Consider the following 23,372-nt stretch of genomic DNA (forward strand, 5'->3'; position numbering starts at 1 on the left):
GAACGTCCGAGTCACCAGTGTTGTTGCAGACTGGTGCCACGGCATCCAGGAGGTACTCATGTTCGGCCGACCCAACCAACTCTTCCCCGACGACCGCACCCTGCCCGGTCGCGACGACGTCCTCTTCGACCTGCCCGCCAAGCACCGCGTGCTGGGCACGCCGCTGCTCGCCGACCCCGCCGACGGCACCGCGCCGGAGGGCTTCGAGGTCGCCTACTTCGGGCTCGGCTGCTTCTGGGGCGCCGAGGAGATGTTCTGGCAGGTGCCCGGCGTCTACGCGACGGCGGTCGGCTACCAGGGCGGCACCACCCCGAACCCGACGTACGAGGAGGTCTGCAGCGGTCTCACCAACCACACCGAGGCCGTGCGCGTCGTCTTCGACCCGAGCAAGGTGTCGTACGCCGAGCTCGTCAAGCGGTTCTTCGAGGTCCACGACCCGACGCAGGGCATGCGGCAGGGAAACGACGTCGGCACGCAGTACCGCTCGGCGATCTACTACGCCAGCCCCGAGCAGGAGCAGGTCGCCCGCGAGCTGACGAAGGTGTACGGCGAGGAGATCGCCCGGCGCGGCTACGGGGAGATCACCACCGAGATCCGCCCGGTGCCGACCTTCTATCCGGCCGAGCCCTACCACCAGCAGTACCTCGACCGGGTCCCCAACGGGTACCGCTGCCACGCGAACACCGGCATCCCGTTCCCGGAGACCGCCGCCTGACTCTCTCAGCCGAGCGGCAGGTGCATCACGTGCAGCCCGACGTACCCGTGCTCGCGTGACAGGAACGCCTCGGGGACGGTCCCGACGATCTCGAACCCGAGCGAGCGCCACAGGCGTACGGCTCCGGTGTTGGTCTCCACGACGGCGTTGAACTGGATCGCCCGGAAGCCCTGCTCGCGGTGCCAGGCGATGCAGTGCTCGCCGAGCGCGCGGCCGACCCCGCGTCCTCGCGCGGTCGGCGAGACCATGAACGACGCCGTGCCGACGTGGCTCCCCCGGCCGGGCCGGTTCGGGCCCATCTTGGCGCTGCCGAGGACGGTGTCGCCGTCCACGGCGACGACCACGTGGTCCTGCATCCACAGCTCGCGCGCCCCGTCGGAGGAGAGCCCGTCGGGATAGGCGTAGGTCTCACCCGCGGCCACGATCTCGGAGAAGAACGGGAAGATCTGCGGCCAGTCCTCGGCCGTCGCCTCGCGGATGTGCACGAGCGGCGACACTAGCGACGCCGACGCCGGACTGCGAGGCGATATCCGGGCGATGTCCGCGATCTCAGAGCGCGAGCAGCGCCATGTAGGCCATCGAGCCGGTCATCACGACCTCGCAGGCGGCGCCCAGTCGCGCCCCGGGCCGCCGGTCGCGCAGCCCGGCGAGGACCGCCTCGACGATCACGGCGGTCGTGACGCCGAGCAGGACGAGGCCGAGCCATGCGGGCGGCATCACCATCGCGGCGTCGCCACCCGAGTGCGCCATGCCGGGCATGTCCATCCCGGCCATCCCGGCCATCTCGCCCATCGGCTCGGCGGCCGATGCCGGACCGGCCCAGGCGGCGGGGACGAGCATGAGCGCCATCACCGCGGAGGTCGCGGCCAGCCTCACCCGGCCGCCGGCCCACCGCAGCGCGAGCGCCGAGCAGGCGAACCACAGGGCGCCGAGCGCGAACGCCGCCACCTGCACCAGCGCGGCGTGCCCGCGGACCGGCCACAGCAGCATCACGACCATTGCTGCACCCATGACGACGTGCCACAGGTCGACCCAGGGGCCGTCGTGGGCCGCGTCGCTGCACCGGATCCGTGGCAGCAGGCACCGCACCACGCAGTAGCCCGTCGCGACGGCGGTGAGTGCCGCCGCGACCACGGTGCCGGGGTCGCCCATGTCCGGAGTCTCGTGCGGCTCCGGAGGCCGGTCAAGGGGCTGGTCTCACGGGGGCCGAATGCGACATCCGCCCGACATCGAATGTCACGTGAGCGTCACGAGGAGCCGGTCAAGGGATCCCTTGATCGGCCCGGCCCGGGCCGGCGCTGCCGCCTACGCTGGGTGGGATGTATGACATCGCCGTCGCCGTCGCTGCCTGCCTGAGAGCAGGAACCCGGGTCGACGTCGCCTGGGTGGTCGACTCCGACCTCGAGCCCGCTCCCGGCCCGACCGAGGCGGTCGGGCTGACCCCGGGCGGCGGACGGCTGGGCAGCCTGCTCGGCGGCGCGCTCGACGACCGGCTGGCCGAGGCGGGTGGCGCGCGGCTCACCACCCTCGACCTGACTCCCCTCGACACGAGGGCCATGGGCCGTCGGGGCAGCAGCGTGAGCTGCCTCGTCGTACCCGCCGACACCCTCCCCGACGACCTCTGGAAGCGGCTCGTGGCCCGGGAGCCCGTCTGCCTCCTGACCCGGCTGGACGGCGAGCGCGCGGTCGGCGTGACGGCGTACGACGCCGGGCCGGACGAGCGCGGCGGGCGGGCCGCGATGGACCTGATCGCCCGGGGCGCCAGCGCGAGCCTCCGCACGGACGAGGGCGTCATCACGGTGCTCTGCCCCGTGCCGCGGCTGGCGCTGCTCGGCTCCGGCCCGATCGCGGACGCAGTCGCTGCGGTGGCCGGCGCCGTCGGCTGGAGCGTGCAGCGCGGCGATGTCGCCACCGTCGCCGGGCTCGCCGCCGGACTCACGCCCGACGACCTGGTCGTCGTGATGAGCCACGACCTCGACGCGGCCGGCACCGTGCTCGCCGAGGCGCTCGACAGCGACGCCGGCTACATCGGCGCACTCGGGTCGCGTCGGATGCAGGAGGCCCGCGCCCGCTGGCTCGCCGACCGCGGCTTCACCGACCTCTCCCGCGTTCACGGTCCGGCGGGTCTCGACATCGGCGCCGCGAGCCCGGGTGAGGTCGCGGTCTCCGTCGTGGCCGAGGCGATCGCGGTGAGGTCTCGTCAACACATCCCTTAACCGGCGGCGTCGGCGGCGCCCGAGCGCGCCTACAGTCGACGGTGAGGAGGTGCGTGCGATGAGCGACGAGACCAAGGGCGTGCTCCGCAAGGTCTGGCAGGTGGACCCCGACCAGGCCGGAGGCCGTACGGCGCTCGACGACTGCGGACCGGGGAAGACCTGCCGCAACATGCGCCACGTCAGCTTCGACGGCATGGCCGAGCCCGGCACCGACCTGCGCGCGGCGTGGCGCGAGCGCCTCGCCGAGGAGGGCAAGCTCGCCGGCGACGCCGAGACCATCCGCGACCTCGTGCTCGGGCCGGACGCGCCGGGGTGAGCACACCGGCGGTCGGCTCGGTCCCGGAGCTGACCGAGACCCTGCGACGCGGTGGCTACCTCGCCGACCGAGGGCTCGCGACAGCCCTCTACATCGGCCTCACGCTCGACCGGCCGGTGCTGCTCGAGGGCGAGGTGGGCGTCGGGAAGACCGAGGTCGCCAAGGCGCTCGCCCGGGTCCTCGGTCGGCGGCTCGTGCGGCTGCAGTGCTACGAGGGCATCGACACCAGCCAGGCGCTCTACGAGTGGGACTACGCCAGGCAGATGCTGCAGATCCGCGCGCTCTCCGAGGCCGACCTCGCCGACGAGACCTCCGTCGACGCGCTCTTCGGGCCGCGCTTCCTCGTCGAGCGGCCACTGCTGCAGGCGGTCCGCGCCGGCGATTGCGCCGTCCTGCTCGTCGACGAGGTCGACCGCGCGGACGACGAGTTCGAGGCCTTCCTCCTCGAGCTGCTCTCCGACTTCGCGATCACCATCCCCGAGATCGGCACGGTCGCAGCGGAGCGCCCGCCGCTCGTCGTACTCACCTCCAACCGGACCCGCGAGCTCCACGACGCCCTCAAGCGGCGGTGTCTCTACCACTGGGTCGGCTACCCCTCGGCCGAGCGCGAGCTCGAGATCGTCCGCGCGCGGGTGCCTGGGGTCGACGAGACGCTGGCCCGGAAGGTGGTGGCAGCGGTCCAGCGACTGCGGGAGATGGAGCTCGCCAAGCCGCCCGGTGTCGCCGAGACGATCGACTGGGTGCGCAGCCTCGACGTGGTCGGGGCCACCGAGCTCGACCCCGAGACGGTCGAGGACACGCTGGGCGCGGTGATCAAGGAGTACGACGACCTGGAGGCCGTCCGGAGCGACCTCGACCGGCTCGTGGCGGGCGGCTGATGCTCACCCCGACGCTCGTCGGCTTCGGCCACGCGCTGCGCGACGCGGGGCTTCCGGTCGGCACGGGTGACGTGGTGACCTTCTGCGCGGCGGCCGGCGAGCTCGACCCGGCGGACCTGCTCGACATGTACTGGGCCGGCCGGTCGACGCTGGTGACCCGCCGGGAGCAGCTGCCGGCGTACCACGACACCTTCCTGCGCTACTTCCTCGACGAGGACCTCCCGCCGGACGAGCGGGCGCCCTACACCCGCCGGCAGCGCGCGGAGGCGCGCGCGACGCTCGCCATGCCCGAGACCGAGCCCGGACCCGCGCGCGACGAGCAGGGCCGCGAGGCGCTCCTCGGCCTGGTCGCCTCGGACGCGGACACGCTCAAGCACAAGTCGTTCTCGGCGTGCACGCCGGAGGAGGTGGTCGCGCTGCGCAGGATCATGCGCACCATCCGGCTCGCTCCCCCGCGGCGACGCACCCGGCGCACCGAGCCCGGCCGTGGCCGGCGGCCCGACCTGCGCCGGACGGTCCGCGAGACGATGCGCGCGCACGGCGAGCCGGCCCGGCTCTACCTCCGCCACCGCCGGCTCCGGCAGCGGCCGCTGACGCTGCTGCTCGACGTGTCCGGGTCGATGGCCGACCACTCCCGTGCGCTGCTGCAGTTCGCCCACGTGGCGTACCGCTCGACGGCGCGGGTGGAGGCGTTCTGCTTCGGCACCCGGCTCACCCGGATCACCCGGGAGCTGCGCCACCGCCGTACCGATGACGCCCTGGACCGCGCCGCGCACGCGGTCCTGGACTTCGACGGCGGCACCCGGATCGGGGACTCGCTCGAGACCTTCGTCAGCGACTGGGGCCGGCGCGGCATCGCCCGCGGCGGGATCGTCGTCATCTGCTCCGACGGGCTCGACCGCGGCGACCCGGAGCTCCTCGAGCACGCGATGCAGCGGCTGTCGCGGCAGTGCCACCGGATCATCTGGCTGACGCCCCACACCGGCGAGCCGCGGGCGCTCGGGCTGCAGGTCGCCGCGCCGTACGTCGACGCGGTGCTGCCGGCGCGGGACCTGGCCGACCTCACGGTGTTCGCCGGCGCCGTCTCGGGGCTGGGATGAGACGCGCGTGATCCGGCTCGGGTCGCTCGCGGGCTACTCGTTCGAGGGGCCGCGGATCCTCGCCGGCTGGACACCACCCGCCGGCCCGGGGGTCTTCGCGATCCTCATCAGGCCCGAAGCCGAGCGGCACCCGGAGAGGTACGCCGTCATCTACGCGGGTGCCTCCGAGGACCTGTCCGGGCTCGGACTGCGCCACCCCGCCGCGCCCTGCTGGGTCCGGCGCGCCGGCTCGAAGTGGGCCGTCCACGTCGCCGTCCACGATCCACCCGGCGCCACGCCGCGCTACCGCGAGGAGGTCGTCCGCGAGCTGCTCTCCGTCTATCGCCCGGGCTGCAACGACGAGCGCTACGGCCCGGCGTGGAAGGAGGAGTGGATCGGCTCCTACTCCGCGCCGACCACCGGCCCGCTCACGACCAGGCGGGATCCGTGAGCAGCTCGGTCGGCCTCAGGCCCGGTGGGTGCCCGCGAGCGTCTCGCCGTCCGGGGCGTAGCCGACGCCGTCGTGCAGGCGGGAGCGGCGCCGGCCCATCGCCGGGGTCGCGGGCTGGCGCGGAGCGTGCGCGGCGGCGGCGTCGTACGTGACGCCGGTGACGATTCCCTCGGCCATGCCGTAGAGCAGCGGCAGCGCGCCGGCGACGACGCCGCCGGTGCGGTTGATGTGCTCGAGGCCGGGCTCGACCGCCTCGGCGTCGGCGGCGATGCCGTCGACGATGTCGCGGCACTCCTCGAGGAGGTCGGCGACGCGGGTGAGCTGGCCGCCGACGATCCACAGGTACGCCGCGAGCCCGGCCACGAGCAGCGCGATGTCGACGACGGTGAGGACGACGAGGAGTGTCATGAGCGGACCTTCCCCAGGACGCGGCCGAGGAACAGGTGGTGCTGGAGCCCCTCGGCGAGCACCGCCTCGACACCGGCCGCGGTCCGGCCGATGAGCGCCGTGTCGGCGGTGTTCGCCTTCGCCTGGGCCAGGGTGTCGCGGACCGCGGTGACCCGGCGCTCGATGGTGCGGACCTCGAGGACCAGCACCGTCAGCAGCCCGGCCACGGCGAGCACGACCACGAAGCCGACGACGATCGCGACCCACCAGGCGGTCCTGTCGGCGTGGGAGAGGGCAAGGGGTACGACGTGGGACTGCATGTCAGCCTCCGAGCCGGGCCCGGCCGCGGGCCAGCCCCGCGACGATCACCCCGGCGTGGTCGATGGTGGTGCGCAGGCCGGCGAGGCCGGCGGTGTTGGCGACCGAGTCCTGCAGCGAGTCGTCGATCGCCGCCGCCTGGTCGCCGATGCGATGGGCCAGCCGCAGGATCGGCAGGACGAGCGCGACGACCGCGAGCACGACCACGGCGAAGACGACGAAGCCGATGATCCATCCGGTCGACATGGTCTATATCCCCTCGCAGAAGTCGCGGACCGGCTTCAGCTCGTCGTTGACGTACGCCACCGAGGCCGGGACCGGCGCGGTCCGGGCGGCGACGGCGCGTACGCCGCCGATCACCCCGTCGAGGGTCCGCGTCACGGCCATCAGGTGGCCGATGACCCGGACCAGGCCGAGCGCGGCGGCGGCGACGATCAGCGCCCCGAGGACGATCGTGACGATGGCGGCAGCAGGCATGGCGTACCTCCTCTAGTCCAGCAGCTTCGCGACGGAGCCGGCGTACCGGACGGCGCCGGCGGAGACGTCGTGAACGGTCCTGCCGGTGGTCGCCAGCAGGTCGGGCGTGTGCTCCAGCTCGCCGGCCAGCCTGCCTCCGCCGGCGAGGATCTCGTCGGCCGCGCCGCGGATCCGCTCCAGCGCCGCGAGGACGCGGTTGAGCAGGGCGACGAGGACGGGTACGACGGCAACCAGAAGGAGCGCATTACCTATCCACCACAGCGTCATCGCGACCTCCGCTTCGCTTCGGTCTGTGTCATCGCGGGCCTCCTCAGGCGGCGGGCTGGTAGGGCAGGAAGAAGCGGCGGAAGACCCGGGCGAGCGCCATCCGCGTCGCCTGGAGAGCGATGCCGAGGCCGCCAGCGGACTCCGCGCCGAGCGCGGACACGTCCTCGCCGCGCGCGAGGGCATCGAGCCGGCGCTGCATGTTGGTCGCGAACTGGCCCATCAGCACCTTGGTGACGTCGTTGACCATCCCGCGGCCGTACTGCGCGGCGGCGCCCGAGAGCTGCAGGTCCATGTCGAGCCCGACCCGGGTGTCGCTGCTGCCGACCGGCGCCAGCGCAGCGGTCAGCTGCATCGCGGCGTTGCCACGGCCGCCCTCCGCGGAGCCGGCGCCGTCGATCACCATCGTCTTGGTCGCGTCGTCGCGGGAGAGGATGTGGGCCTTGCCGTCGAAGGACAGCCTCACCGGTCCCATCCGGATGCCGACCTTGCCGGCGTACGTGTCGTCGCCGAGGTCCTGGTCGAGCGTCGCCCCCGGCAGACAGGCGGCGACCTGCGGCACGTCGCCGAAGAACTCCCACACCCTCTCCACCGGCTGGCGGACCTCGATGGTGTTCCGGATCAGCATCGTCACTCCTCCGTGGTCGAGCCCGTCGGGACCAGGTACGCCGTCGGGTCCTCGGCGAAGCGGTCGTGGCAGCCGGGGCAGCAGAAGTAGTACGTCGACCCGTCCCGCTCGAGGGGCCAGTGGCTGTCGTCGGCGGGGACGCTCATGTGGCAGACGGGGTCGAGGGCCTCCTCCGTCCGCGACGGCCCGGTGGCCGGCCGCAGGGCGCCCGCGGCCCTCAGCTGGACGAGCTGGGCGAGGACGGCGACGGCGATCTCGGCGTGGGTGGTGTGGCCGAGGTCGAGACCGACCGGGTTGTGCACCCGCCGGAGCAGCTCCGGGTCGACGCCGCGGTCGGCGAGGTAGCCGAGGACGGCGTCGCCGCGCTTCCGGGAGGCGACCAGACCCACGAACGCCGGCCCGTCGGGCAGGGACTCCAGCGCCCAGCGGACGGCGTCCTCGTCGTCGTGGCCCTGCGTGGCCACGACGACGATCGAGTGTCTGGCGAGCGGCGTCGAGGGCAGGTCGGGCGTGTCGACGGCCCGCGCCCGCCACCCGATCGCCGCGGCGAGGTCGGCCAGCGTCGCCACCATCGGCGTCCGCCCCACCACGACCAGGTCGGTCACCGGCAGCACCGGCTCGACGAAGATCTGCAGCGCGCCCTCGCTCTGGCACGACATCGAGACGTACGTCGCGCCCTCGGGGACCGTCGGCTCGTCGCCGGACCCGGTCCCGAGGTAGAGCAGCCGCGGCTCGCCCGACCCGATCACGTCGCGTGCCTCGCGGAGCACCACCGGCTCGGCGCAGGCGCCACCGATCCAGCCCTCGACTCGACCCTCGGCGGTGACGATCGCGCGCGAGCCCTGGTGGCCCGACGAGGGACCCTGCCGCCACACGACCGTCGCGAGCGCGACCGCCTCGCCCGCCTCCGCCAGCTCGCGGGCCCGCTCCAGGACGCTCCAGCCCTCGGCGTCGTACGCGCTCATCGCGACTCCCCGCTCACGCGTCGCTCCTCACCGGCGGCGCCCCGGACACGTCGTGCCGCTGCGTGATCGCCCCGTAGACACGGTCGGGCAGCAGCGGCATGTCGATGTTGCGTACGCCGTACGGCTTCAGGGCGTCCATGACCGCGTTGACGTAGGCCGCCGGGCCGCCGACCGTCGCGCACTCGCCGATCCCCTTGGCGCCGAGCGGGTGGTGCGGGCAGGGCGTGACGACCTCGTGCAGCTCGAAGCCCGGGGTCTCCCACGCGGTCGGCAGCAGGTAGTCCATGAAGTTCGAGCCGATGCAGTTGCCGTCGGCGTCGAAGGTGATGAACTGCATCGAGGCCATCGCGTACGCCTCGGTCAGGCCGCCCATGATCTGTCCCTCGACGACCATCGGGTTGATCCGCACCCCGCAGTCGTCGACGGCCACGAACCGCAGCACGTCCCACACGCCGGTGGCGGGGTCGACCTCGACCGTGCAGACGTACGCGGCGAACGGCCACGTCAGGTTGGGCGGGTCGTAGTAGGCGTTGGCCTCCAGACCCGGCTCGAGGCCGTCGGGCATGTTGGCGTACGCCGCCATCGCGCACTCCTGGATGGTGACCCCGCGCTCCGGCGCCGACCGCACGTGGAAGCGGCCGAGCTCCCACTCGACGTCCTCCTCGGAGACCTCCAGCAGGTAGGCGGCGATCTTGCGCGCCTTCGCGCGCACCTTGCGCGCCGCCATCGCGACGGCGGCGCCCGCGACCGGGGTCGACCGGGAGGCGTAGGTGCCCATCCCGAACGGCGCGGTGTCGGTGTCGCCCTCCTCCACCACGACGTCGTCGGCGGGCAGGCCGAGCTCGTGGGCGACGATCTGCGCCCAGGTCGTCTCGTGGCCCTGACCCTGCGAGCGCGCGCCGGTGCGCAGGATCGCCTTGCCGGTCAGGTGGACCCGCAGCTCGGCGGAGTCGAACATCTTGATCCCGAGGATGTCGTACTCCCGGCTGTTGCCGGCCCCGAGCGGCTCGGTCATCGTCGAGATCCCCAGCCCGAGGAGCCGGCCGTGCTTGCGCGCCTCCTCCTGCTCGCGCCGGAAGTCGTCGTACCCGATCGCGTCGAGGGCTGTCTGCAGGCACTTCTCGTACTGGCCGGAGTCGGTGAGGAAGCCGTACGGCGTCCGGTGCGGGAAGTCGTCGTCCTTCACCAGGTTGATCCGGCGGAACTCCGCCTGGTCCATCCCGAGGTCGTCGGCGGCGGCCTGCACCATCCGCTCCTGGAAGAACATCGCCTCGGTGACCCGGAACGAGCACCGGTAGGCGACCCCGCCGGGGGCCTTGTTCGTGTAGACGCCCGTGGCCTCGAGGTGCGCGTAGGGGATGTCGTACGCCGCGAACGCCGAGTGCATCAGTCCGATCTTGAACTTGCTCGGCTGGGCGTCGGCGAAGAAGGCGCCGTGGTCGGACGTGGTCCGCATGCGTACGCCGAGGATGCGGCCGTCCCGTCGCAGCGCCATCTCACCGTCGAGGTAGATGTCGCGGCCGAAGCCGGTGCTCGACAGGTTGCCGGTCCGGTCCTCGATCCACTTGACCGGCCGCTCGAGCAGGATGGAGGCCAGGATCGAGACGACGTAGCCCGGATAGACCGGCACCTTGTTGCCGAAGCCGCCACCGAGGTCCGGCGAGACGATCCGGATCATGTGCTCGGGCAGCTCGGCGATGAGCGCGACCGCGGCCCGCACGATGTGCGGTGCCTGGGTCGTCATGTAGACGGTCAGCTTCCCGGTCGCCCGGTCGAAGTCGGCGACGGAGCCGCAGCACTCGAGCGGGCTGGGGTGGCTGCGCGGGTAGTGCATCGTGATCCGCGACACCACGTCGGCCTGCGCGAACGCCGCCTCGGTGCCGGCCCTGTCCCCGACCTCCCAGGTGAAGCAGGTGTTGTCGTGCTGGTTGAGCTTGTCGTCGCGGATGACCGGCGCGTCGGGCGCCTGCGCCTGCTCGGGGTTCACGATGACCGGCAGCGGCTCGTAGTCCACGATGATCGCCTCGCACGCGTCCTTCGCGATGTAGGGGTCGTCGGCGATGACCGCCGCGACCTCCTGCCCCTGGAACCGCACCTTGTCGGTGGCGAGGACGGCCTGGGTGTCGTACGACAGCGTCGGCATCCAGGCCAGGTTGCGGCTGGCCATCATCTCGCCGGTCAGCACGAGGCGTACGCCGGGGATGTCCCACGCCTTCGAGGTGTCGATGCTGCGGATCCGGGCGTGCGCCAGCGGGCTGCGCAGGATCTCCATGTGGAGCATCCCGGGCAGCACGATGTCGTCGATGTAGTTGCCCCTGCCCCGGACGAACCGGTTGTCCTCGACCCGGCGCCGGCTGGCGCCCATGCCGCCGATCTTGATCTCGTCGAGCGGGTCCGGCCGGTTAGGCCCGGCCGCGCCCGGGGTGGGTGTCGGCTCCGCGGTCGTGGTCACGCCTGCTCACCTCGCGTCCTCCTCGCCGCCCACAGGACCGACTTCACGATGTTCTGGTAGCCGGTGCAGCGGCACAGGTTGCCGGAGAGGGCGAACCGGATCTCGTCCTCGGTCGGATCGGGGTTCTCGGCCAGCAGGGCGGTGGCGGCGATCATCATCCCCGGGGTGCAGAAGCCGCACTGCAGGCCGTGCTCCTGCTTGAAGCCCTCCTGGACCGGGCTGAGCTGCTCGGAGCTGGAGAGCCCCTCGACCGTGGTGACCTCGTGGCCGTCGGCCTGGACGGCCAGCATGGTGCAGCTCTTGACCGGCCGGCCGTCGAACAGGACCGTGCACGCACCGCAGTTGGTGGTGTCGCAGCCGGTGTGGGTGCCGGTCAGCCGCAGCCCCTGGCGGAGCAGGTGGGCCAGCAGCAGCCGGGGCTCGATGTCGGCGGTCCGCCTCCCGCCGTTGACGGTGATGGTGACGCGGCGAACGGGTACCTCCGGCCCCTCGGACTCGGTGACCTCCTCGAAGAGACTGGTCATCAGGCGACGCTCCTCTGCAGCTGCTCCGGCCCCTGGTGGGCGACCCGGGTCAGGATCCGGGTGACGAACGTGTGGACGACGTGGCGCTTGTAGTCGGCGCTGCCGCGGTGGTCCGAGCTCGGCTCGGCGATCCCGGCGGCGAGGTCGGCGGCGTGCTCGATGGCACGCTCGTCGAGCTCGGTGCCGACGAGCGCCGCCTCGGCATCGGCCGCGTGCAGCGTGCGGCTGCCGACACCGGTGAGCGCGACCCCGGCCCGGACCACCCGGCCGCCGGCGAGCTCCACCGACACGGCTGCGCCGGCCGTGGCGAAGTCGCCGACCCGGCGCTCCAGCTTGAGGAACCCGCCCCGCACCTCCGCCCCGGGGGCGGGAGCCGGCATCACCGCCTCGACCGCCACCTCGTCGTACGCGAGGGTGGTCTGGAACGGGCCCGTCACGAACTCGGTCACCGGGATCTCCCGCCGGCCGGCGGGCCCCTGGGCGACGACGCGGCCGCCGAGCGCTGTCGCCACCGCCGCCCAGTCGCCCTGCGGGTCCGCGTGGCAGAGCGAGCCGACGAGCGTGCCGCGGGTGCGAACCACGGGGTCGGCGATGAGCGGTGCCGCGGCGGCCATCGTGGGCTGCCGGGCCGCGAGGTCGCTCGACCGCTCGAGGTCGGCGTGCCGGCAGAGCGCGCCCACGCGGATGGTGCCGTCGGGCTCGATCCGGTGGTAGGAGAGCTCGGCCAGGCTGTTGATGTCGACGAGCAGCTCGGGTGCGGCGAAGCGGAGCTTCAGCAGCGGCACCAGGCTCTGTCCCCCGGCGAGCACCTTCGCCTCGCCCGCGCCGTCGTGGAGAAGCTCGATCGCCTCGTCGAGCGTGGGCGGCGCCTCGTAGCGGAAGCGAGCGGGATACACCGGGCCCTCACCTGCCTTCCGGATCCGGTACGGCGACCGGCAGCGACTCGATCTCGTCGGGATCCGGCCGGGCCTGCTGGTGCGGCGGCCACGGGCCCCGCACCGGCTGGCCGGCGACTCCGAGGAACTCCACGAGCTGGGGGAAGGCGAAGACCGTCGGGCTCTTCCCCTCCTTGGGTGCGTGAGCGAACAGCTCGGCCATGCGCGGGTTGCCCATGCTCGTGACTGTGCTCCCGATCACAAGCGTCGACAACGGCCGGTCAATAGATCCCTTATCGACCGCCGACGTCGACCGCCGGGTCGGCGGTCAGGACCACAGCGTCACGTGGACGGCAGGCTTGAATCGGCCGTGGATGACGGCACGGCCGCGGAGCATGGCCTGGGTGGCGCGGGGGGTGGTGATGAAGCGGGCCATCTCCTCGGCGGCGGGGGTGGCCTGCTGCCCGGCGAGGAGGGAGAGGTTCCAGGCGCCCTGGGCGCCGCCGAGGCGGCCGGGGATCCGGACGAGCGCGCCGGCGACGACGTCGGGCTGGGCGGCGAAGGAGAGAGCGAGGGTGACGCCGCGGCCGCGCTTGGCCTCCTCGAGCGCGGCGGCGTGGGACTGGAAGATCTGCTGCCGCTCCTCGGGTACGCCGAGACGGTGCAGCATCGCGGGGACGACGCCGGAGTCCTCGGCGGCGGACGGGCCGAGCAGCCAGGTCTGGTCGCGGAGCGCGGCCACACCGGGTACGCCGCGGAGCACCGGGTGGCCGGGGGCCGCCAGCGCCCAGACCTGGTAGTTGAGGAAGTGGACGGTGCGGATGCCGGGGTCGCTGCTCGGCGGCCGGGGGCCGATCGTGGCGTCGAGGGTGCGGGTGAGGAGCAGCTGCTCGAAGTCGCCGGCGCGGTGGATGCTGAGCTCCACGTCGAGATCCTCGGCCCGGTCGGCGAAGAGGCCGATCAGGCCCGGGGCGGCATGCTCCGCGAAGAGGCTGCCGGCGCCGAGCCGCAGCAGACGGCGGCCGATGCCGGCCTCGCGGACCTCGAGGACGGTGCGGTCCTGCAGGCCGAGGAGCTCGACCGCCCGGCTGGCGAGGCGGAGCCCGCCGGGCGTGAAGGCCAGCCCGGCCGACGTACGCGTGAAGAGCTGGTCGCCGAGCTCCTTGCGCAGCTGGCCCACGTGAAGGGAGACGGCCGCCTCGGAGACGCCGAGGCTGCGCGCGGCGGCCTTCACGGAGCCGAGGCGTACGACGGTCGCGAAGGCGCGCAGCTGGGTGGGTGTCATGCAGGGTGCTCCTCGGGGCTGGGGGTCATCAGAACGGCGGCACCGCCCTCCCCTGCATCGCCTCCCACACCCGAGACGGGGTCAGCGGCATGTCGGCGTGCCTCACCCCGAAGGGCTCGAGCGCGTCGATGACCGCGTTGACCACCGCGGGCGGCGACCCGACGGTCGCCGACTCCCCCACGCCCTTCGCGCCGATCGGGTGGTGGGGCGACGGGGTGACCGTCGTGCCGGTCTCCCAGTCGGGCACCTCCAGCGCCGTGGGGATCAGGTAGTCCATCAGGGAGCCGCCGAGGCAGTTCCCGTCGGAGTCGAAGCCGATGTGCTCCATCAGCGCCATCCCGACACCGTCGGTCAGTCCGCCGTGGATCTGCCCCTCCACGATCATCTCGTTGATCCGGGTGCCGCAGTCGTCGACGGCGACGAAGCGGCGTACCTTCACCTGCGCGGTGCCCGGGTCCACGTCGACGACGCAGATGTAGGCCCCGAACGGGTAGGTCAGGTTCTCCGGGTTGTAGGTCAGCTGCGCCGCGAGGCCGCTCTCGACGCCCTGCGGCAGCTCGTCGGCGCCGTACGCCGCCTTCGCGACCTCCTGGATCGTCAGCCCGGCGCCGGGGATGCCGCGGACGTCGAAGCGGCCCTTGGTCCACTCCAGCTCGTCGGGGTCCACCTCGAGCAGGTGCGCGGCGATGAGCCTGGCCTTCTCGCGGACCTTCCGGGTGACGAGCACGGCGGCGGCGCCGGAGACCGGCGTCGAGCGGGAGCCGTAGGTCCCGAGGCCGTACGGCGTCAGCTCGGTGTCACCGTGCACGACCTCGATGTCGTCGGGATGGATGCCGATCTCCTCGGCGACCATCTGGGCGAACGTGGTCTCGTGTCCCTGTCCCTGGGTCTGGACGGCGAGCCGGACGACCGCCTTGCCGGTCGGGTGGACGGTGAGCTCGCAGCCGTCGGCCATCCCGATCCCGGCCATGTCCATGTCCTTGCGCGGGCCGGCGCCGACCGCCTCGGTGAAGAAGCTCACCCCGATCCCCATCAGGCTCTGCCCGATCTCCCCGGCGCGGGCGCGCCGCTCGGCCTGCTCGCGTCGCAGGTCGTCGTACCCGGCGATCCGGAGGGCCTCGTTCATGGCGGCGGCGTAGTCGCCGGAGTCGTAGAGCCAACCGGTCTTCGACTGGTACGGGAACTGGTCGGGCCTGATGAAGTTGCGCAGCCGCAGCTCGACCGGGTCGATGCCGAGCTCGTCGGCGAGCAGGTCGACCATCCGCTCGACGAGGTAGACCGCCTCAGCGATCCGGAAGGAGCAGGAGTACGCCACGCCGCCGGGCGCCTTGGTGGTGTGGACGGCGGTCATCCGGCAGTACGCCGCCTCGAGGTCGTAGGAGCCGGTGAAGACGCCGAAGAAGCCGCCGGGGAACTTCCGCGGCGCAGCCGCACCGTTGAACGCGCCGTGGTCGGCGAGCACGTGGCTGCGGATCGCGAGGATCCGTCCCTCGCGGGTGGCGGCGATCTCGCCGGTCATGACGTAGTCGCGGGCGAAGCAGCCCGCCGTGAGGTTCTCGGTGCGGTCCTCGACCCACTTCACCGGCCGGCCGGTGACCATCGAGCCGACGATGGCGCAGATGTAGCCGGGGTAGATCGGCACCTTGTTGCCGAAGCCGCCGCCGATGTCGGGCGAGATCACCCGGATCTTGTGCTCGGGCAGCCCGGTGGACATCGCGTACAGGGTGCGGTGGGCGTGCGGCGCCTGGGTGGTGGCCCACAGCGTGAGCCGCTCCTCGACCCGGTCGTAGTCCGCGACCGCGCCGCAGGTCTCCAGCGGCGCGGGATGGACCCGCGGGAAGACGATCTCCTGCTCGATGGTGACCTCGGCGCGCTCGAAGACGGCCTCGGTCGCGGCGGCGTCGCCGGTCTCCCAGTCGAAGCAGTGGTTGTCGGACCTGCCGGGCACGTCGTCGCGGACGAGCGGCGCGTCCGGATCGAGCGCACGCCGTACGTCGACGACCGGCTCGAGCACGTCGTACTCCACCTCGATGAGCTCGAGCGCGTCCCGGGCCGCGTAGCGGTCCTCGGCCACGACGAACGCGACCTCCTGGCCCTGGAACCGCACCTTGTCGGTGGCCAGCACCGCCTGGTAGTCGCCGGACAGCGTCGGCATCCACGCCAGCCCGCGCTCCTCGAGGTCCGCCCCGGTCACGACCGCCTTCACCTTCGGGTGCATCTCGGCGGCGGTGGTGTCGATCGAGACGATCCGGGCATGTGCCACCGGGCTGCGGAGCACCGCGCAGTGGAGCATCCCAGGCAGCTGCAGGTCGTCGACGTAGCGGCCCAGACCGCGCACGAACCGGCGGTCCTCCTTGCGCAGCATCCGGCCGTGACCCATCGGGCCGCGCGTCTCCATGACGGTCACCGCAGCGCCTCCTGACCCGCGGACCGGTGCTCGGCGGCCCACCGGACCGCGCGGACGATGCTGGCGTAGCCGGTGCACCGGCAGATCTGGCCGGAGATCGCCTCGCGGATCTCGTGGTCGGTGGGGTCGGGGTTGCGATCCAGGAGGGCGCGGGCGGACATCAGCATCCCGGGTGTGCAGAAGCCGCACTGCAGCCCGTGGCACTCGATGAACCCGCGCTGCACCGGGTCGAGGACGCCGTCGACCTCGAGGCTCTCGACGGTGCGTACGTCGTGGCCGGAGGCCATGGCGGCGAGGACGGTGCAGGACTTCACCGGCTCGTCGTCCATGAGCACGACGCAGGACCCGCAGTTGGAGGTGTCGCAGCCCCAGTGGGTGCCGGTCAGCCCGAGCACGTCACGCAGGAGGTGGACGAGCAGCAGCCGCGCCTCGACGTCGCGGACGACGTACTCGCCGTTGACGGTCAGGGCCACCTCCACGCCGCTCACCCCCGGTCACCGCTCGCGCCGGGGCGGTCGGCCGCCGCGGCGAGGCGGGCCCGTTCGGTGGCGGTCCGGAGCGTACGCCGGGTGAGCTCCGCGGCGAGGTGCCGCTTGTAGTCGGCGCTGCCGCGTGCGTCGGTGACCGGCGCGCAGGACCGGGCGGCGATCTCGGCAGCGAGCGCGAACGCCTCCTCGTCGGGCGGCCGGCCGGTGAGCGTCGCGGAGATCTCGGCGATCCCGGTGGTGTTCGGCCCGACGGCGGCCAGGCCGCTGCGGGCGTCGACGATGACCGGCTCCTCGGGCGGCCCGGTCAGCCAGACCGCGGCGCCGGCGGCGACGACCGCCCAGTCGCCGGCCCGGCGGTGGACCTTGGCGTAGGCGCTGCCACCGCCGGGGCGTACGGGGATGCGGATCTCGGTGAGGATCTCGGCCGGACCGACGGCCGTCTCGTACGGGCCCCGGTAGAACTCCTCCATCGTGACCACCCGTCTCCCGCTGCGGCCGCGGACGACGCAGCTCGCGCCGAGCACGGTGCACACCGAGGAGAGGTCCTCGGACGGGTCGGCCTGGCACAGCGAGCCGCCGAGCGTCCCGCGGTTGCGGACGGGCGGGTCGGCGATGACGGACTCGGCGTCGCGGAAGATCGGGAAGAGCGCGGCGAGCAGGTCGGACTCGAGCAGCTCGCGGTGGCGGGTCAGCGCGCCGATCCGGACGACGCCGCCGCCGTTGCCCGGTTCGTCGCGGATGTAGCCGAGCTCGTCGTGGAGGTCGTTGAGGTCGACGAGGTACTCCGGGTTGGCGAGCCGCAGCTTCATCATCGGCAGCAGGCTGTGGCCGCCGGCGATGACGCGGGCCTCGCCGCCGAGGCGCTCCAGCAGACCGAGCGCGTGGTCGAGGCTCGTCGCACGCGCATACTCGATCGGCGCGGGCACCTGCACGTCTGCCTCCGGGACTCACGGCACCCCCCATGTGGCGCCGGTCACTGCACCATACGCCCGTTCCGGCGACCCGAGCCCGGATCGGGCCGACCTCATCAAGGAATCCCTTAAAGAGGTCACGGGCCTCAGGCCAGGACCCGCGGCTGGCAGCCTCCGACGAGCTCGACGACCCGGCCGCCGGGGCCGTGGGCCAGCAGGTCCACGACCGCCCGGACCACCTCGGCGGGCGGGATCAGCGGGGGCAGGCCGGCGCGCTCCTGCGCGTCGAGCGCCGCCCACTGCTCGTGGGCGCGGGGCAGCCCGATCCAGCCCGGGACGACGGCGGTGACGCGGGCGGCTCGCTCACCGGCCATCGCGGTGGTGAACCTGATCAGCCCGGCCTTCGCCGCGGCGTACTCCGGCGAGCCGTAGGCCCCCTCCCGCAGCGCGGCGTCGGAGGCGATGTTGACCACCGCCGCCGTCGTACGCCGTCCCCGACGCTCGGCCAGCCCCTCCAGGAAGAGCTGGGTGAGCAGCATCGGCGTACGCAGGTTGAGGTCGAGGGTGCGTGACCAGGCCTCGGCCGGGGCGTCGGGATACTGGGCCGGGCCGGGCGTCCAGCCGCCGGCGTTGTTGACGAGCAGGTCGGCGCCGCCGAGGTCGCGGGCGCGCCCGGCGAGCAGCCGCAGCTCCACGTCGTCGGTGAGGTCGACGCGCATCGCCCATGCCGCGACGCGGGCCTCGCGCGCCATCCGCGCGGTGTCGTCGGCCGCGTCGGCGTCCCGGTCCGCCGCGAGCACAGCGACGCCGAGGCGGGACAGCGCGACGGCGATCTCCCGGCCGAGACCGGAGCCGGCGCCGGTCACGATCGCGAGCTGGTAGCGCAGGTCCATCCGGACGGCCCGTCAGCCGGTGGTGATGTCCCTGTGCCAGGACTCGGTCACGTAGTCGGTCGCCCAGCCGAGCGAGGTGTAGAGCCCGTCGGCACCGGTGGGGCTGTCGGCGTCCACCTCGAGGCCGACCCGGTCGCCGCCGCGCTCGGCGACGTCCTTGATGACGGCGAAGAGGAGCGACTTGGCGACGCCGCGGCCACGGGCACGGCGGTTGACGCCGATGTACTCGACGTAGCTGCCCTCCTTGCCGGCCGCGCCGGGCTGCAGCATCGAGGCCACCAGCGCACCGGCGGGCAGCGCTGCGCCCGTCTCGGGGTCGTCGACGAACGCGAGCCACCAGTGGTCCCAGCGGTGGCCGGGGTCCTCACGCAGCCGCTGCACGAACTCGGGGAAGCTCTCCCGGTAGGAGTTGAAGTGGTCGGCGAACGACTCCTCGAGCATCTGGTGGACCATCCGCAGGTCGGCGGCGACCGGCAGGCCGTTCTCGTGGGTCCCGACCTGGCGGACGGTGACACCGGCCCGCGGCTCGGGCAGCACCCCCGGCGTCCCCTCGTCGGGGGAGACCGGCCGGGTCATCTGCAGCCAGGTCCGCACCTTCGTGTAGCCCGCGGCGGTCAGCCAGTCGCGCTGAACGGTGTCCTCGGCGAACGGGCTGGCGTCGAGCTGGGTGCCCTTCAGCCCGCGCATCCGGGCGATCGCCTTCGCACGGTCCTCCATCCAGTCGTAGAGCCCGGCTGCGACCTGGCCGGCGCGGTCGGCCGAGCGGTCGACGTACAGGTGCACCATCGTCCGGCCGGCGGCGCGGTCGTGCACCGTCGCCCAGGCGCGTACGACGCCGTCGGGGTCGACCGCGACCTGCTGCCGCCTGGTCCACGACTTGAGCCCCGCGATCTCCGACTCGACCGCCTCCTCGTCGACCGAGGACGACCCGGTGAAGGGTTGCTTGTCGGCTGCTCGCAGGGCGACGAGCCGGGGCAGATCCTCGAGCTCGGGCCCCCGGGCGGTCCAGCCGTCGGGGAGGTTCACAGGCGTCTGGCGTACGTCGGTCACGCACCCAGTCTCCCAAACCCGCCCACGGAACCGGCCTTCGCCGGCCCCGGCTCACTCCCCGGTGAGGCCGTCGATCGACTCCCGGATCAGGTCGGCGTGGCCGTTGTGGCGGGCGTACTCCTCGATCAGGTGGACCAGGATCCAGCGCAGGCCGAACCTGCCCTCTCCCCGGCGCGACTCCCTCACCGACAGCAGGTCGAGGCCGTGGGCCGAGTCGAGCGCGTCCTCGATGATCCGGTCCGAGGCGGCGACGGACCGGTCGAAGATCTCCCGCAGCTCCTCGGGGGTGTCGTGCGCGGCGGAGTGCCACTCCCAGTCGTCGTCGGCCTCCCAGTCGACGGTGTCGAACGGGGCGATCAGGTGGCCACCGAGCAGCATCACCGAGAGCCAGTCGGACTCGACCACGGCGAGGTGCTTCATCATCCCGCCGAGGGTCATGTCGGAGGGCGGCAGCGGAGTGTTGAGCTGCTCCTGGGTGAGGCCGTCGCACTTCCACCGGAACGTGTCGCGGTGGTAGTCGAGGAACGCCCGCAGCGTCGTGGCCTCGTCGGCACGCAGGGGCGGGTCGGTCCGGGTCTCCTCCGTCATGACCGTCAACCTAATGCCGGGGGCCGTTCTCGTCGCGCTCGATTCCGTCGATCGGCCGACCTCCGGTGACCATCACGTCGGTGGCGAGCCGGTCCTCGTCCTCCGCGGCGACGGCCAGCTCGTGGGCCCGCTCGCCGTACTTCGCCAGCACCCGCTCGCGCTCCTCGATGCCCGCCTCCCGGGCGGCGCCCTGGGCGTCCATGAACATCGTCGTACGGCCGGCGAGGATGCGACCGATCTCGCGGCGCTGGCGCCACGGCTTGCCGACGAGCATCAGCACGACGCCGGCGACGGCGTAGCAGCCGAGGAGCAGGAAGCCCTTCCCGTAGCCCTCGCCGACGTCGTACAGCGTGCGCTTGATCATCTCGGTCATGCCGAAGCCGACCACGTACGGCTGCAGCCTCTCGAAGAACGTCGGCAGCATGAACGCCGGGTACGCCGCCCCCGAGGACGGGATGGAGAGGAACAGGAAGACCAGGACCGCGGGGGCGGCGATGAAGCGGCCGAAGAAGTACGACAGCCCGTTGACGGCGAGCCCGATCGCGACCATCCAGAGGTAGGCGATCCCCCAGAGCTGGAGGAAGTGGCCGTGGACAGCGCCGATCACCGGTCCGGCCAGCAGGTTGGCGAGGAAGGAGAGCCCGGCGGCGCCGATGAGGATGACCGCGACCCGGGTGCGGTGCCTCAGCGGCGCCCCCATCAGGCCGATGAACATCGCGAGCATGTAGCCGCCCATGCACCAGGACAGCGTCATGTACATCGTCGTCATGCCGTAGGAGTCGTGCGCCGGCAGCGGGGCGAGGTCCTCGACGGTGAGGGTCTGCTTCTGGGCGGCGTAGACCGGCGTGAGGATCTGCTTGGCGACGTTGGCGGCCTGGTAGGAGTGCGCGCTGGCGACGACCAGGGCCGGCCTGGCGGGGTCGCTGAGGTCGAGCGCGCCGATGTCGTCGCCGTCGCGGACCAGCTCGTCGGCGGCCGCGCGGTCGGGGACCTCGTGGTAGGCGAACATCGTCCCGGTCGTCCGCTCGAGCTGGGTGACCGTGCTCGGCTCGCCGACGACCGCCACCGGGGCGTCCTTGATGGTGGGCGCGTGGAAGGCGTTGATGTAGCAGAAGCAGAACAGACAGATGAAGAAGACCGGCATCCACAGCATCAGCCCGGTCAGCTGGAGCCCCGGCGGCAGCTTGGCGTACGCCGCCCGGTAGCGCTGGGTCAGCGTGGCTCGCTCGGTCTGTTCCTTCGTCTCCTCTGTCCGTGTCTCCGCCACGGACCTCACGCTACCCAGCGCAACGGGCGGGCAAGAGCCGTCTCACCCCACCGGCCGGCAGTCGTTGCCGCAGGCGGTGCCGCCGGAGACCGGCAGCGGCGGGGGCGGGCCGTCGGCGTGCATCGCCGGCCGGTGCAGGACCGCCCAGGTGGGCACGACGGTGACGTCGTCGCCCTCGACCGCGGCGGTGCCGTCGACGAGCAGGGTGAAGCCCTTCTCCTCGCGCGGCGGGAAGACCAGCGTGACCCTCGGGTTGGCGGCGGCGTTGCGGCGCGACCCGTTGCCGGGGTCCGCGACGCGGACGACGCCGTCGGTCACGCTCGGCTCGACGGTCACGATCTTGGCGGTGCCCTCGTCGGAGACGGTGACGAGGTAGCCGGCGGCGTACTCCTTCACCGCCGCGTCGAGTCCGCTCAGGTCCACCGGGATGCTCATGGGGCGAGCGTACGCCGGAGTCCGGTCACGGACGGTCGACCCAGCGCTCCCCGACCGGGACGAGCTGCGCGGCGCCGGCCGTGAGCTCCGCGACGAGCGAGCGCAGCCGTGGCTCGGCGGCGGGCGGCGTCCCGAGGAGGAAGGTCGCCCCGGCGGCGTACGTCCGGTGGAGGACGGCGACGCCGGCGGACCGCAGGTCGGTCTCGAGGCGGCCGGCGACGTCGTAGGCGACGGTGAGGGTGTGCTCGCGGACCAGTTCGCGGCGAAGGGTGCCGACCTCGTCGAGCGCCGTGCGTACGGCGTCGGAGTAGGCGCGCACGAGGCCCCCGGCGCCGAGCAGCGTGCCGCCGAACCAGCGGGTCACGACCGCCGCGACGTCGGAGACGCCGGCGCCGTCGTAGCCTCGCAGCACCTCGAGCATCGGTGCGCCGGCGGTGCCGGCCGGCTCGCCGTCGTCGTTGGAGCGCTCGACCGGCTGTGGCGGCGGGCCGATGACGAACGCGGAGCAGTGGTGGCGGGCGTCCCAGTGCTGCTTGCGGAGCCGCTCGACCAGCGCCCGGGCGGCGTCCTCGTCCTCGACCCGCTCGAGGGTGCAGCGGAACCGGGACCGCCGGTCCTCGATCTCGACCTCGCCGTCGCGCGCGATCGTGAGGTAGCTCGTCCCGTCCGCCGCCGTCACCACAGCCCGGCCACCTCTCCGCCGATCCTGACGACGAACCCGGACACGACCAGGATGAAGAAGATCCTGACGAAGCGAGTGCCGCGGGCGACCGCCGTACGTGCACCGAGGTAGCCGCCGACCAGGTTGCAGAAGCCCATCACCACGCCGACCTTCCAGACGACGGCGCCCTGCGGCACGAAGACGACGAGCGCAGCGAGGTTGGTGGCGACGTTGGCGATCCGGGCCTTCGCGGAGGCCTCCAGGAAGCTGTAGCCGAGCAGGCCGACCAGTCCGATGACCAGGAACGACCCAGTGCCCGGGCCGAGCGCGCCGTCGTAGAAGCCGACCACGACGCCGACCCCCATCGCGGCGAGCGTGTGCCGGTGGCCGGAGAAGCGGAGCGCCGTCGCCGCGCCGAGGGTCGGCCGGAGGAGCACCCAGCCGCCGACCAGGACGAGCGCGGCGAGGATGATCGGCGAGAACGCCGACGACGGCAGGTGGGAGGCCGCGACCGCGCCCAGCGCGCTGCCGCCGAACGCGAGCACGGTGAGCGGGACGAAGGTACGCGGGTCCGGGCCGACCCGGCGGTAGTAGGTCACCGCGCTCGTCGAGGTCCCGCAGATGCCCGCCAGCTTGTTGGTCGCGAGCACGTTGACCGGCGTCGCGCCCGGCAGTCCGAGCAGCAGCGCCGGCAGCTGGACCAGCCCGCCGCCCCCGACCACCGCGTCCACGAACCCGGCCGCCAGCCCCGCCAGCCCGAGCAACGCGAAGATGCCCAGGGACGGATCGCTCACCGGAGAACCGTACGTCGGGCCGGTCGAGACGCCCTGACGGGCTCGAGG

Annotated in this window: 30 protein-coding genes; 6 read left to right on the forward strand and 24 right to left on the reverse strand. The window is 72.9% G+C overall.

Annotated elements, in window-relative coordinates; all coding sequences use genetic code 11:
* Nucleotides 1-58 precede the first annotated feature (58 nt).
* Nucleotides 59-715, forward strand: coding sequence for a peptide-methionine (S)-S-oxide reductase MsrA (gene msrA / locus ABLE53_RS04780; RefSeq protein WP_348857539.1), 657 nt, complete (start codon nt 59-61; stop codon nt 713-715).
* 5 nt (nt 716-720) lie between these two features.
* On the opposite strand, the gene ABLE53_RS04785 is transcribed toward msrA, so the two are convergent.
* Entirely contained in the window at nt 721-1,200 is a 480-nt protein-coding gene (locus ABLE53_RS04785) for a GNAT family N-acetyltransferase (RefSeq protein ID WP_348857541.1), read from the reverse strand.
* Nucleotides 1,201-1,264: 64 nt separating this feature from the next.
* Complete coding sequence (locus ABLE53_RS04790; RefSeq protein ID WP_348857542.1) at nt 1,265-1,867, reverse strand: DUF5134 domain-containing protein; 603 nt, start codon at nt 1,865-1,867, stop codon at nt 1,265-1,267.
* Nucleotides 1,868-2,034: 167 nt separating this feature from the next.
* Here ABLE53_RS04790 and ABLE53_RS04795 point away from each other — a divergent pair, with 167 nt between their 5' ends.
* Genes ABLE53_RS04795 through ABLE53_RS04815 form a run of 5 tightly spaced genes read left to right on the forward strand, consistent with a single transcriptional unit; the run spans nt 2,035 to nt 5,655 of the window.
* Nucleotides 2,035-2,931 carry an XdhC family protein gene (locus ABLE53_RS04795; protein ID WP_348857543.1) on the forward strand — a complete coding sequence of 299 codons (897 nt, stop codon included), beginning with the start codon at nt 2,035-2,037 and terminating at the stop codon, nt 2,929-2,931.
* A gap of 58 nt (nt 2,932-2,989) precedes the next feature.
* A complete protein-coding gene (locus ABLE53_RS04800; RefSeq protein WP_348857544.1) occupies nt 2,990-3,247 on the forward strand; it encodes a hypothetical protein in 258 nt (85 codons plus the stop codon).
* Nucleotides 3,244-4,125 (forward strand): AAA family ATPase, encoded by an 882-nt coding sequence (locus tag ABLE53_RS04805; RefSeq protein WP_348857545.1) that lies wholly within the window; start codon nt 3,244-3,246, stop codon nt 4,123-4,125. The genes ABLE53_RS04800 and ABLE53_RS04805 overlap by 4 nt, the downstream gene beginning before the upstream one ends.
* Entirely contained in the window at nt 4,125-5,225 is a 1,101-nt protein-coding gene (locus tag ABLE53_RS04810; protein ID WP_348857546.1) for a vWA domain-containing protein, read from the forward strand. Before ABLE53_RS04805 ends, ABLE53_RS04810 begins: the two co-directional genes overlap by 1 nt.
* A 7-nt stretch (nt 5,226-5,232) precedes the next feature.
* Nucleotides 5,233-5,655, forward strand: a complete 423-nt coding sequence (locus ABLE53_RS04815; RefSeq protein ID WP_348857548.1) for a hypothetical protein — start codon at nt 5,233-5,235, stop codon at nt 5,653-5,655.
* Between the two features lie 15 nt (nt 5,656-5,670).
* On the opposite strand, the gene ABLE53_RS04820 is transcribed toward ABLE53_RS04815, so the two are convergent.
* The 22 genes from ABLE53_RS04820 to ABLE53_RS04925 form a co-directional block, all read right to left on the reverse strand.
* Nucleotides 5,671-6,063 carry a hypothetical protein gene (locus ABLE53_RS04820; protein ID WP_348857550.1) on the reverse strand — a complete coding sequence of 131 codons (393 nt, stop codon included), beginning with the start codon at nt 6,061-6,063 and terminating at the stop codon, nt 5,671-5,673.
* Nucleotides 6,060-6,362 carry a hypothetical protein gene (locus ABLE53_RS04825; protein ID WP_348857551.1) on the reverse strand — a complete coding sequence of 101 codons (303 nt, stop codon included), beginning with the start codon at nt 6,360-6,362 and terminating at the stop codon, nt 6,060-6,062. The genes ABLE53_RS04820 and ABLE53_RS04825 overlap by 4 nt, the downstream gene beginning before the upstream one ends.
* 1 nt (nt 6,363) lies before the next feature.
* Nucleotides 6,364-6,606 (reverse strand): hypothetical protein, encoded by a 243-nt coding sequence (locus ABLE53_RS04830; RefSeq protein ID WP_348857552.1) that lies wholly within the window; start codon nt 6,604-6,606, stop codon nt 6,364-6,366.
* A 3-nt stretch (nt 6,607-6,609) separates the two neighbouring features.
* The gene (locus ABLE53_RS04835) at nt 6,610-6,837 is read right to left on the reverse strand and encodes a hypothetical protein (protein WP_348857553.1); all 228 of its coding nucleotides are present in this window, start codon (nt 6,835-6,837) and stop codon (nt 6,610-6,612) included.
* Between the two features lie 12 nt (nt 6,838-6,849).
* Nucleotides 6,850-7,104, reverse strand: coding sequence for a hypothetical protein (locus tag ABLE53_RS04840; RefSeq protein WP_348857555.1), 255 nt, complete (start codon nt 7,102-7,104; stop codon nt 6,850-6,852).
* Nucleotides 7,105-7,147: 43 nt separating this feature from the next.
* Nucleotides 7,148-7,729: an SRPBCC family protein gene (locus ABLE53_RS04845; protein ID WP_348857556.1), complete on the reverse strand. Its 582-nt coding sequence runs from the start codon at nt 7,727-7,729 to the stop codon at nt 7,148-7,150.
* 2 nt (nt 7,730-7,731) lie between these two features.
* Nucleotides 7,732-8,694, reverse strand: a complete 963-nt coding sequence (locus tag ABLE53_RS04850; protein ID WP_348857557.1) for an XdhC family protein — start codon at nt 8,692-8,694, stop codon at nt 7,732-7,734.
* Between the two features lie 13 nt (nt 8,695-8,707).
* Complete coding sequence (locus ABLE53_RS04855; RefSeq protein ID WP_348857558.1) at nt 8,708-11,146, reverse strand: aerobic carbon-monoxide dehydrogenase large subunit; 2,439 nt, start codon at nt 11,144-11,146, stop codon at nt 8,708-8,710.
* Complete coding sequence (locus ABLE53_RS04860; RefSeq protein ID WP_348857559.1) at nt 11,143-11,670, reverse strand: (2Fe-2S)-binding protein; 528 nt, start codon at nt 11,668-11,670, stop codon at nt 11,143-11,145. Before ABLE53_RS04860 ends, ABLE53_RS04855 begins: the two co-directional genes overlap by 4 nt.
* Entirely contained in the window at nt 11,670-12,566 is an 897-nt protein-coding gene (locus tag ABLE53_RS04865; protein ID WP_348857560.1) for an FAD binding domain-containing protein, read from the reverse strand. Before ABLE53_RS04865 ends, ABLE53_RS04860 begins: the two co-directional genes overlap by 1 nt.
* Nucleotides 12,567-12,573: 7 nt before the next feature.
* The gene (locus ABLE53_RS04870) at nt 12,574-12,783 is read right to left on the reverse strand and encodes a hypothetical protein (protein WP_348857561.1); all 210 of its coding nucleotides are present in this window, start codon (nt 12,781-12,783) and stop codon (nt 12,574-12,576) included.
* A 90-nt stretch (nt 12,784-12,873) separates the two neighbouring features.
* Nucleotides 12,874-13,830 (reverse strand): LysR family transcriptional regulator, encoded by a 957-nt coding sequence (locus ABLE53_RS04875; RefSeq protein WP_348857562.1) that lies wholly within the window; start codon nt 13,828-13,830, stop codon nt 12,874-12,876.
* Between the two features lie 28 nt (nt 13,831-13,858).
* A complete protein-coding gene (locus ABLE53_RS04880; protein ID WP_348857767.1) occupies nt 13,859-16,228 on the reverse strand; it encodes an aerobic carbon-monoxide dehydrogenase large subunit in 2,370 nt (789 codons plus the stop codon).
* A gap of 5 nt (nt 16,229-16,233) precedes the next feature.
* Nucleotides 16,234-16,725 carry a (2Fe-2S)-binding protein gene (locus tag ABLE53_RS04885; protein ID WP_425474837.1) on the reverse strand — a complete coding sequence of 164 codons (492 nt, stop codon included), beginning with the start codon at nt 16,723-16,725 and terminating at the stop codon, nt 16,234-16,236.
* Complete coding sequence (locus ABLE53_RS04890) at nt 16,722-17,657, reverse strand: FAD binding domain-containing protein (protein WP_348857563.1); 936 nt, start codon at nt 17,655-17,657, stop codon at nt 16,722-16,724. The genes ABLE53_RS04885 and ABLE53_RS04890 overlap by 4 nt, the downstream gene beginning before the upstream one ends.
* 125 nt (nt 17,658-17,782) lie before the next feature.
* Nucleotides 17,783-18,529: an SDR family NAD(P)-dependent oxidoreductase gene (locus ABLE53_RS04895; RefSeq protein WP_348857564.1), complete on the reverse strand. Its 747-nt coding sequence runs from the start codon at nt 18,527-18,529 to the stop codon at nt 17,783-17,785.
* A gap of 12 nt (nt 18,530-18,541) precedes the next feature.
* A complete protein-coding gene (locus tag ABLE53_RS04900; RefSeq protein WP_348857565.1) occupies nt 18,542-19,579 on the reverse strand; it encodes a GNAT family N-acetyltransferase in 1,038 nt (345 codons plus the stop codon).
* A 51-nt stretch (nt 19,580-19,630) separates the two neighbouring features.
* Nucleotides 19,631-20,167: a DinB family protein gene (locus ABLE53_RS04905; protein ID WP_348857566.1), complete on the reverse strand. Its 537-nt coding sequence runs from the start codon at nt 20,165-20,167 to the stop codon at nt 19,631-19,633.
* Nucleotides 20,168-20,177: 10 nt separating this feature from the next.
* Nucleotides 20,178-21,434 (reverse strand): ABC transporter permease, encoded by a 1,257-nt coding sequence (locus ABLE53_RS04910; RefSeq protein ID WP_348857567.1) that lies wholly within the window; start codon nt 21,432-21,434, stop codon nt 20,178-20,180.
* Between the two features lie 42 nt (nt 21,435-21,476).
* On the reverse strand, nt 21,477-21,869 hold the full coding sequence (locus ABLE53_RS04915; RefSeq protein ID WP_348857568.1) for a pyridoxamine 5'-phosphate oxidase family protein: 393 nt from the start codon (nt 21,867-21,869) through the stop codon (nt 21,477-21,479).
* Nucleotides 21,870-21,894: 25 nt separating this feature from the next.
* Nucleotides 21,895-22,551, reverse strand: coding sequence for an IMPACT family protein (locus ABLE53_RS04920; RefSeq protein ID WP_348857569.1), 657 nt, complete (start codon nt 22,549-22,551; stop codon nt 21,895-21,897).
* Nucleotides 22,545-23,324 (reverse strand): sulfite exporter TauE/SafE family protein, encoded by a 780-nt coding sequence (locus ABLE53_RS04925; RefSeq protein WP_348857570.1) that lies wholly within the window; start codon nt 23,322-23,324, stop codon nt 22,545-22,547. Before ABLE53_RS04925 ends, ABLE53_RS04920 begins: the two co-directional genes overlap by 7 nt.
* Nucleotides 23,325-23,372 lie beyond the last annotated feature (48 nt).

Source organism: Nocardioides asiaticus (assembly GCF_040049175.1).
GTDB classification, from domain to species: Bacteria; Actinomycetota; Actinomycetes; order Propionibacteriales; family Nocardioidaceae; genus Nocardioides; species Nocardioides cheoyonin.

Coding starts and splice junctions, on each gene's coding strand:
- ABLE53_RS04795 (WP_348857543.1), top strand. CDS start 2,035: ATGTATGACATCGCCGTCGCCGTCGCTGCCTGCCTGAGAGCAGGAACC.
- ABLE53_RS04820 (WP_348857550.1), bottom strand. CDS start 6,063: ATGACACTCCTCGTCGTCCTCACCGTCGTCGACATCGCGCTGCTCGTG.
- ABLE53_RS04860 (WP_348857559.1), bottom strand. CDS start 11,670: ATGACCAGTCTCTTCGAGGAGGTCACCGAGTCCGAGGGGCCGGAGGTA.
- ABLE53_RS04870 (WP_348857561.1), bottom strand. CDS start 12,783: ATGGGCAACCCGCGCATGGCCGAGCTGTTCGCTCACGCACCCAAGGAG.
- msrA (WP_348857539.1), top strand. CDS start 59: ATGTTCGGCCGACCCAACCAACTCTTCCCCGACGACCGCACCCTGCCC.
- ABLE53_RS04880 (WP_348857767.1), bottom strand. CDS start 16,228: ATGGAGACGCGCGGCCCGATGGGTCACGGCCGGATGCTGCGCAAGGAG.
- ABLE53_RS04835 (WP_348857553.1), bottom strand. CDS start 6,837: ATGCCTGCTGCCGCCATCGTCACGATCGTCCTCGGGGCGCTGATCGTC.
- ABLE53_RS04810 (WP_348857546.1), top strand. CDS start 4,125: ATGCTCACCCCGACGCTCGTCGGCTTCGGCCACGCGCTGCGCGACGCG.
- ABLE53_RS04825 (WP_348857551.1), bottom strand. CDS start 6,362: ATGCAGTCCCACGTCGTACCCCTTGCCCTCTCCCACGCCGACAGGACC.
- ABLE53_RS04800 (WP_348857544.1), top strand. CDS start 2,990: ATGAGCGACGAGACCAAGGGCGTGCTCCGCAAGGTCTGGCAGGTGGAC.
- ABLE53_RS04845 (WP_348857556.1), bottom strand. CDS start 7,729: ATGCTGATCCGGAACACCATCGAGGTCCGCCAGCCGGTGGAGAGGGTG.
- ABLE53_RS04840 (WP_348857555.1), bottom strand. CDS start 7,104: ATGACGCTGTGGTGGATAGGTAATGCGCTCCTTCTGGTTGCCGTCGTA.
- ABLE53_RS04905 (WP_348857566.1), bottom strand. CDS start 20,167: ATGACGGAGGAGACCCGGACCGACCCGCCCCTGCGTGCCGACGAGGCC.
- ABLE53_RS04915 (WP_348857568.1), bottom strand. CDS start 21,869: ATGAGCATCCCGGTGGACCTGAGCGGACTCGACGCGGCGGTGAAGGAG.
- ABLE53_RS04850 (WP_348857557.1), bottom strand. CDS start 8,694: ATGAGCGCGTACGACGCCGAGGGCTGGAGCGTCCTGGAGCGGGCCCGC.
- ABLE53_RS04790 (WP_348857542.1), bottom strand. CDS start 1,867: ATGGGCGACCCCGGCACCGTGGTCGCGGCGGCACTCACCGCCGTCGCG.
- ABLE53_RS04875 (WP_348857562.1), bottom strand. CDS start 13,830: ATGACACCCACCCAGCTGCGCGCCTTCGCGACCGTCGTACGCCTCGGC.
- ABLE53_RS04830 (WP_348857552.1), bottom strand. CDS start 6,606: ATGTCGACCGGATGGATCATCGGCTTCGTCGTCTTCGCCGTGGTCGTG.
- ABLE53_RS04895 (WP_348857564.1), bottom strand. CDS start 18,529: ATGGACCTGCGCTACCAGCTCGCGATCGTGACCGGCGCCGGCTCCGGT.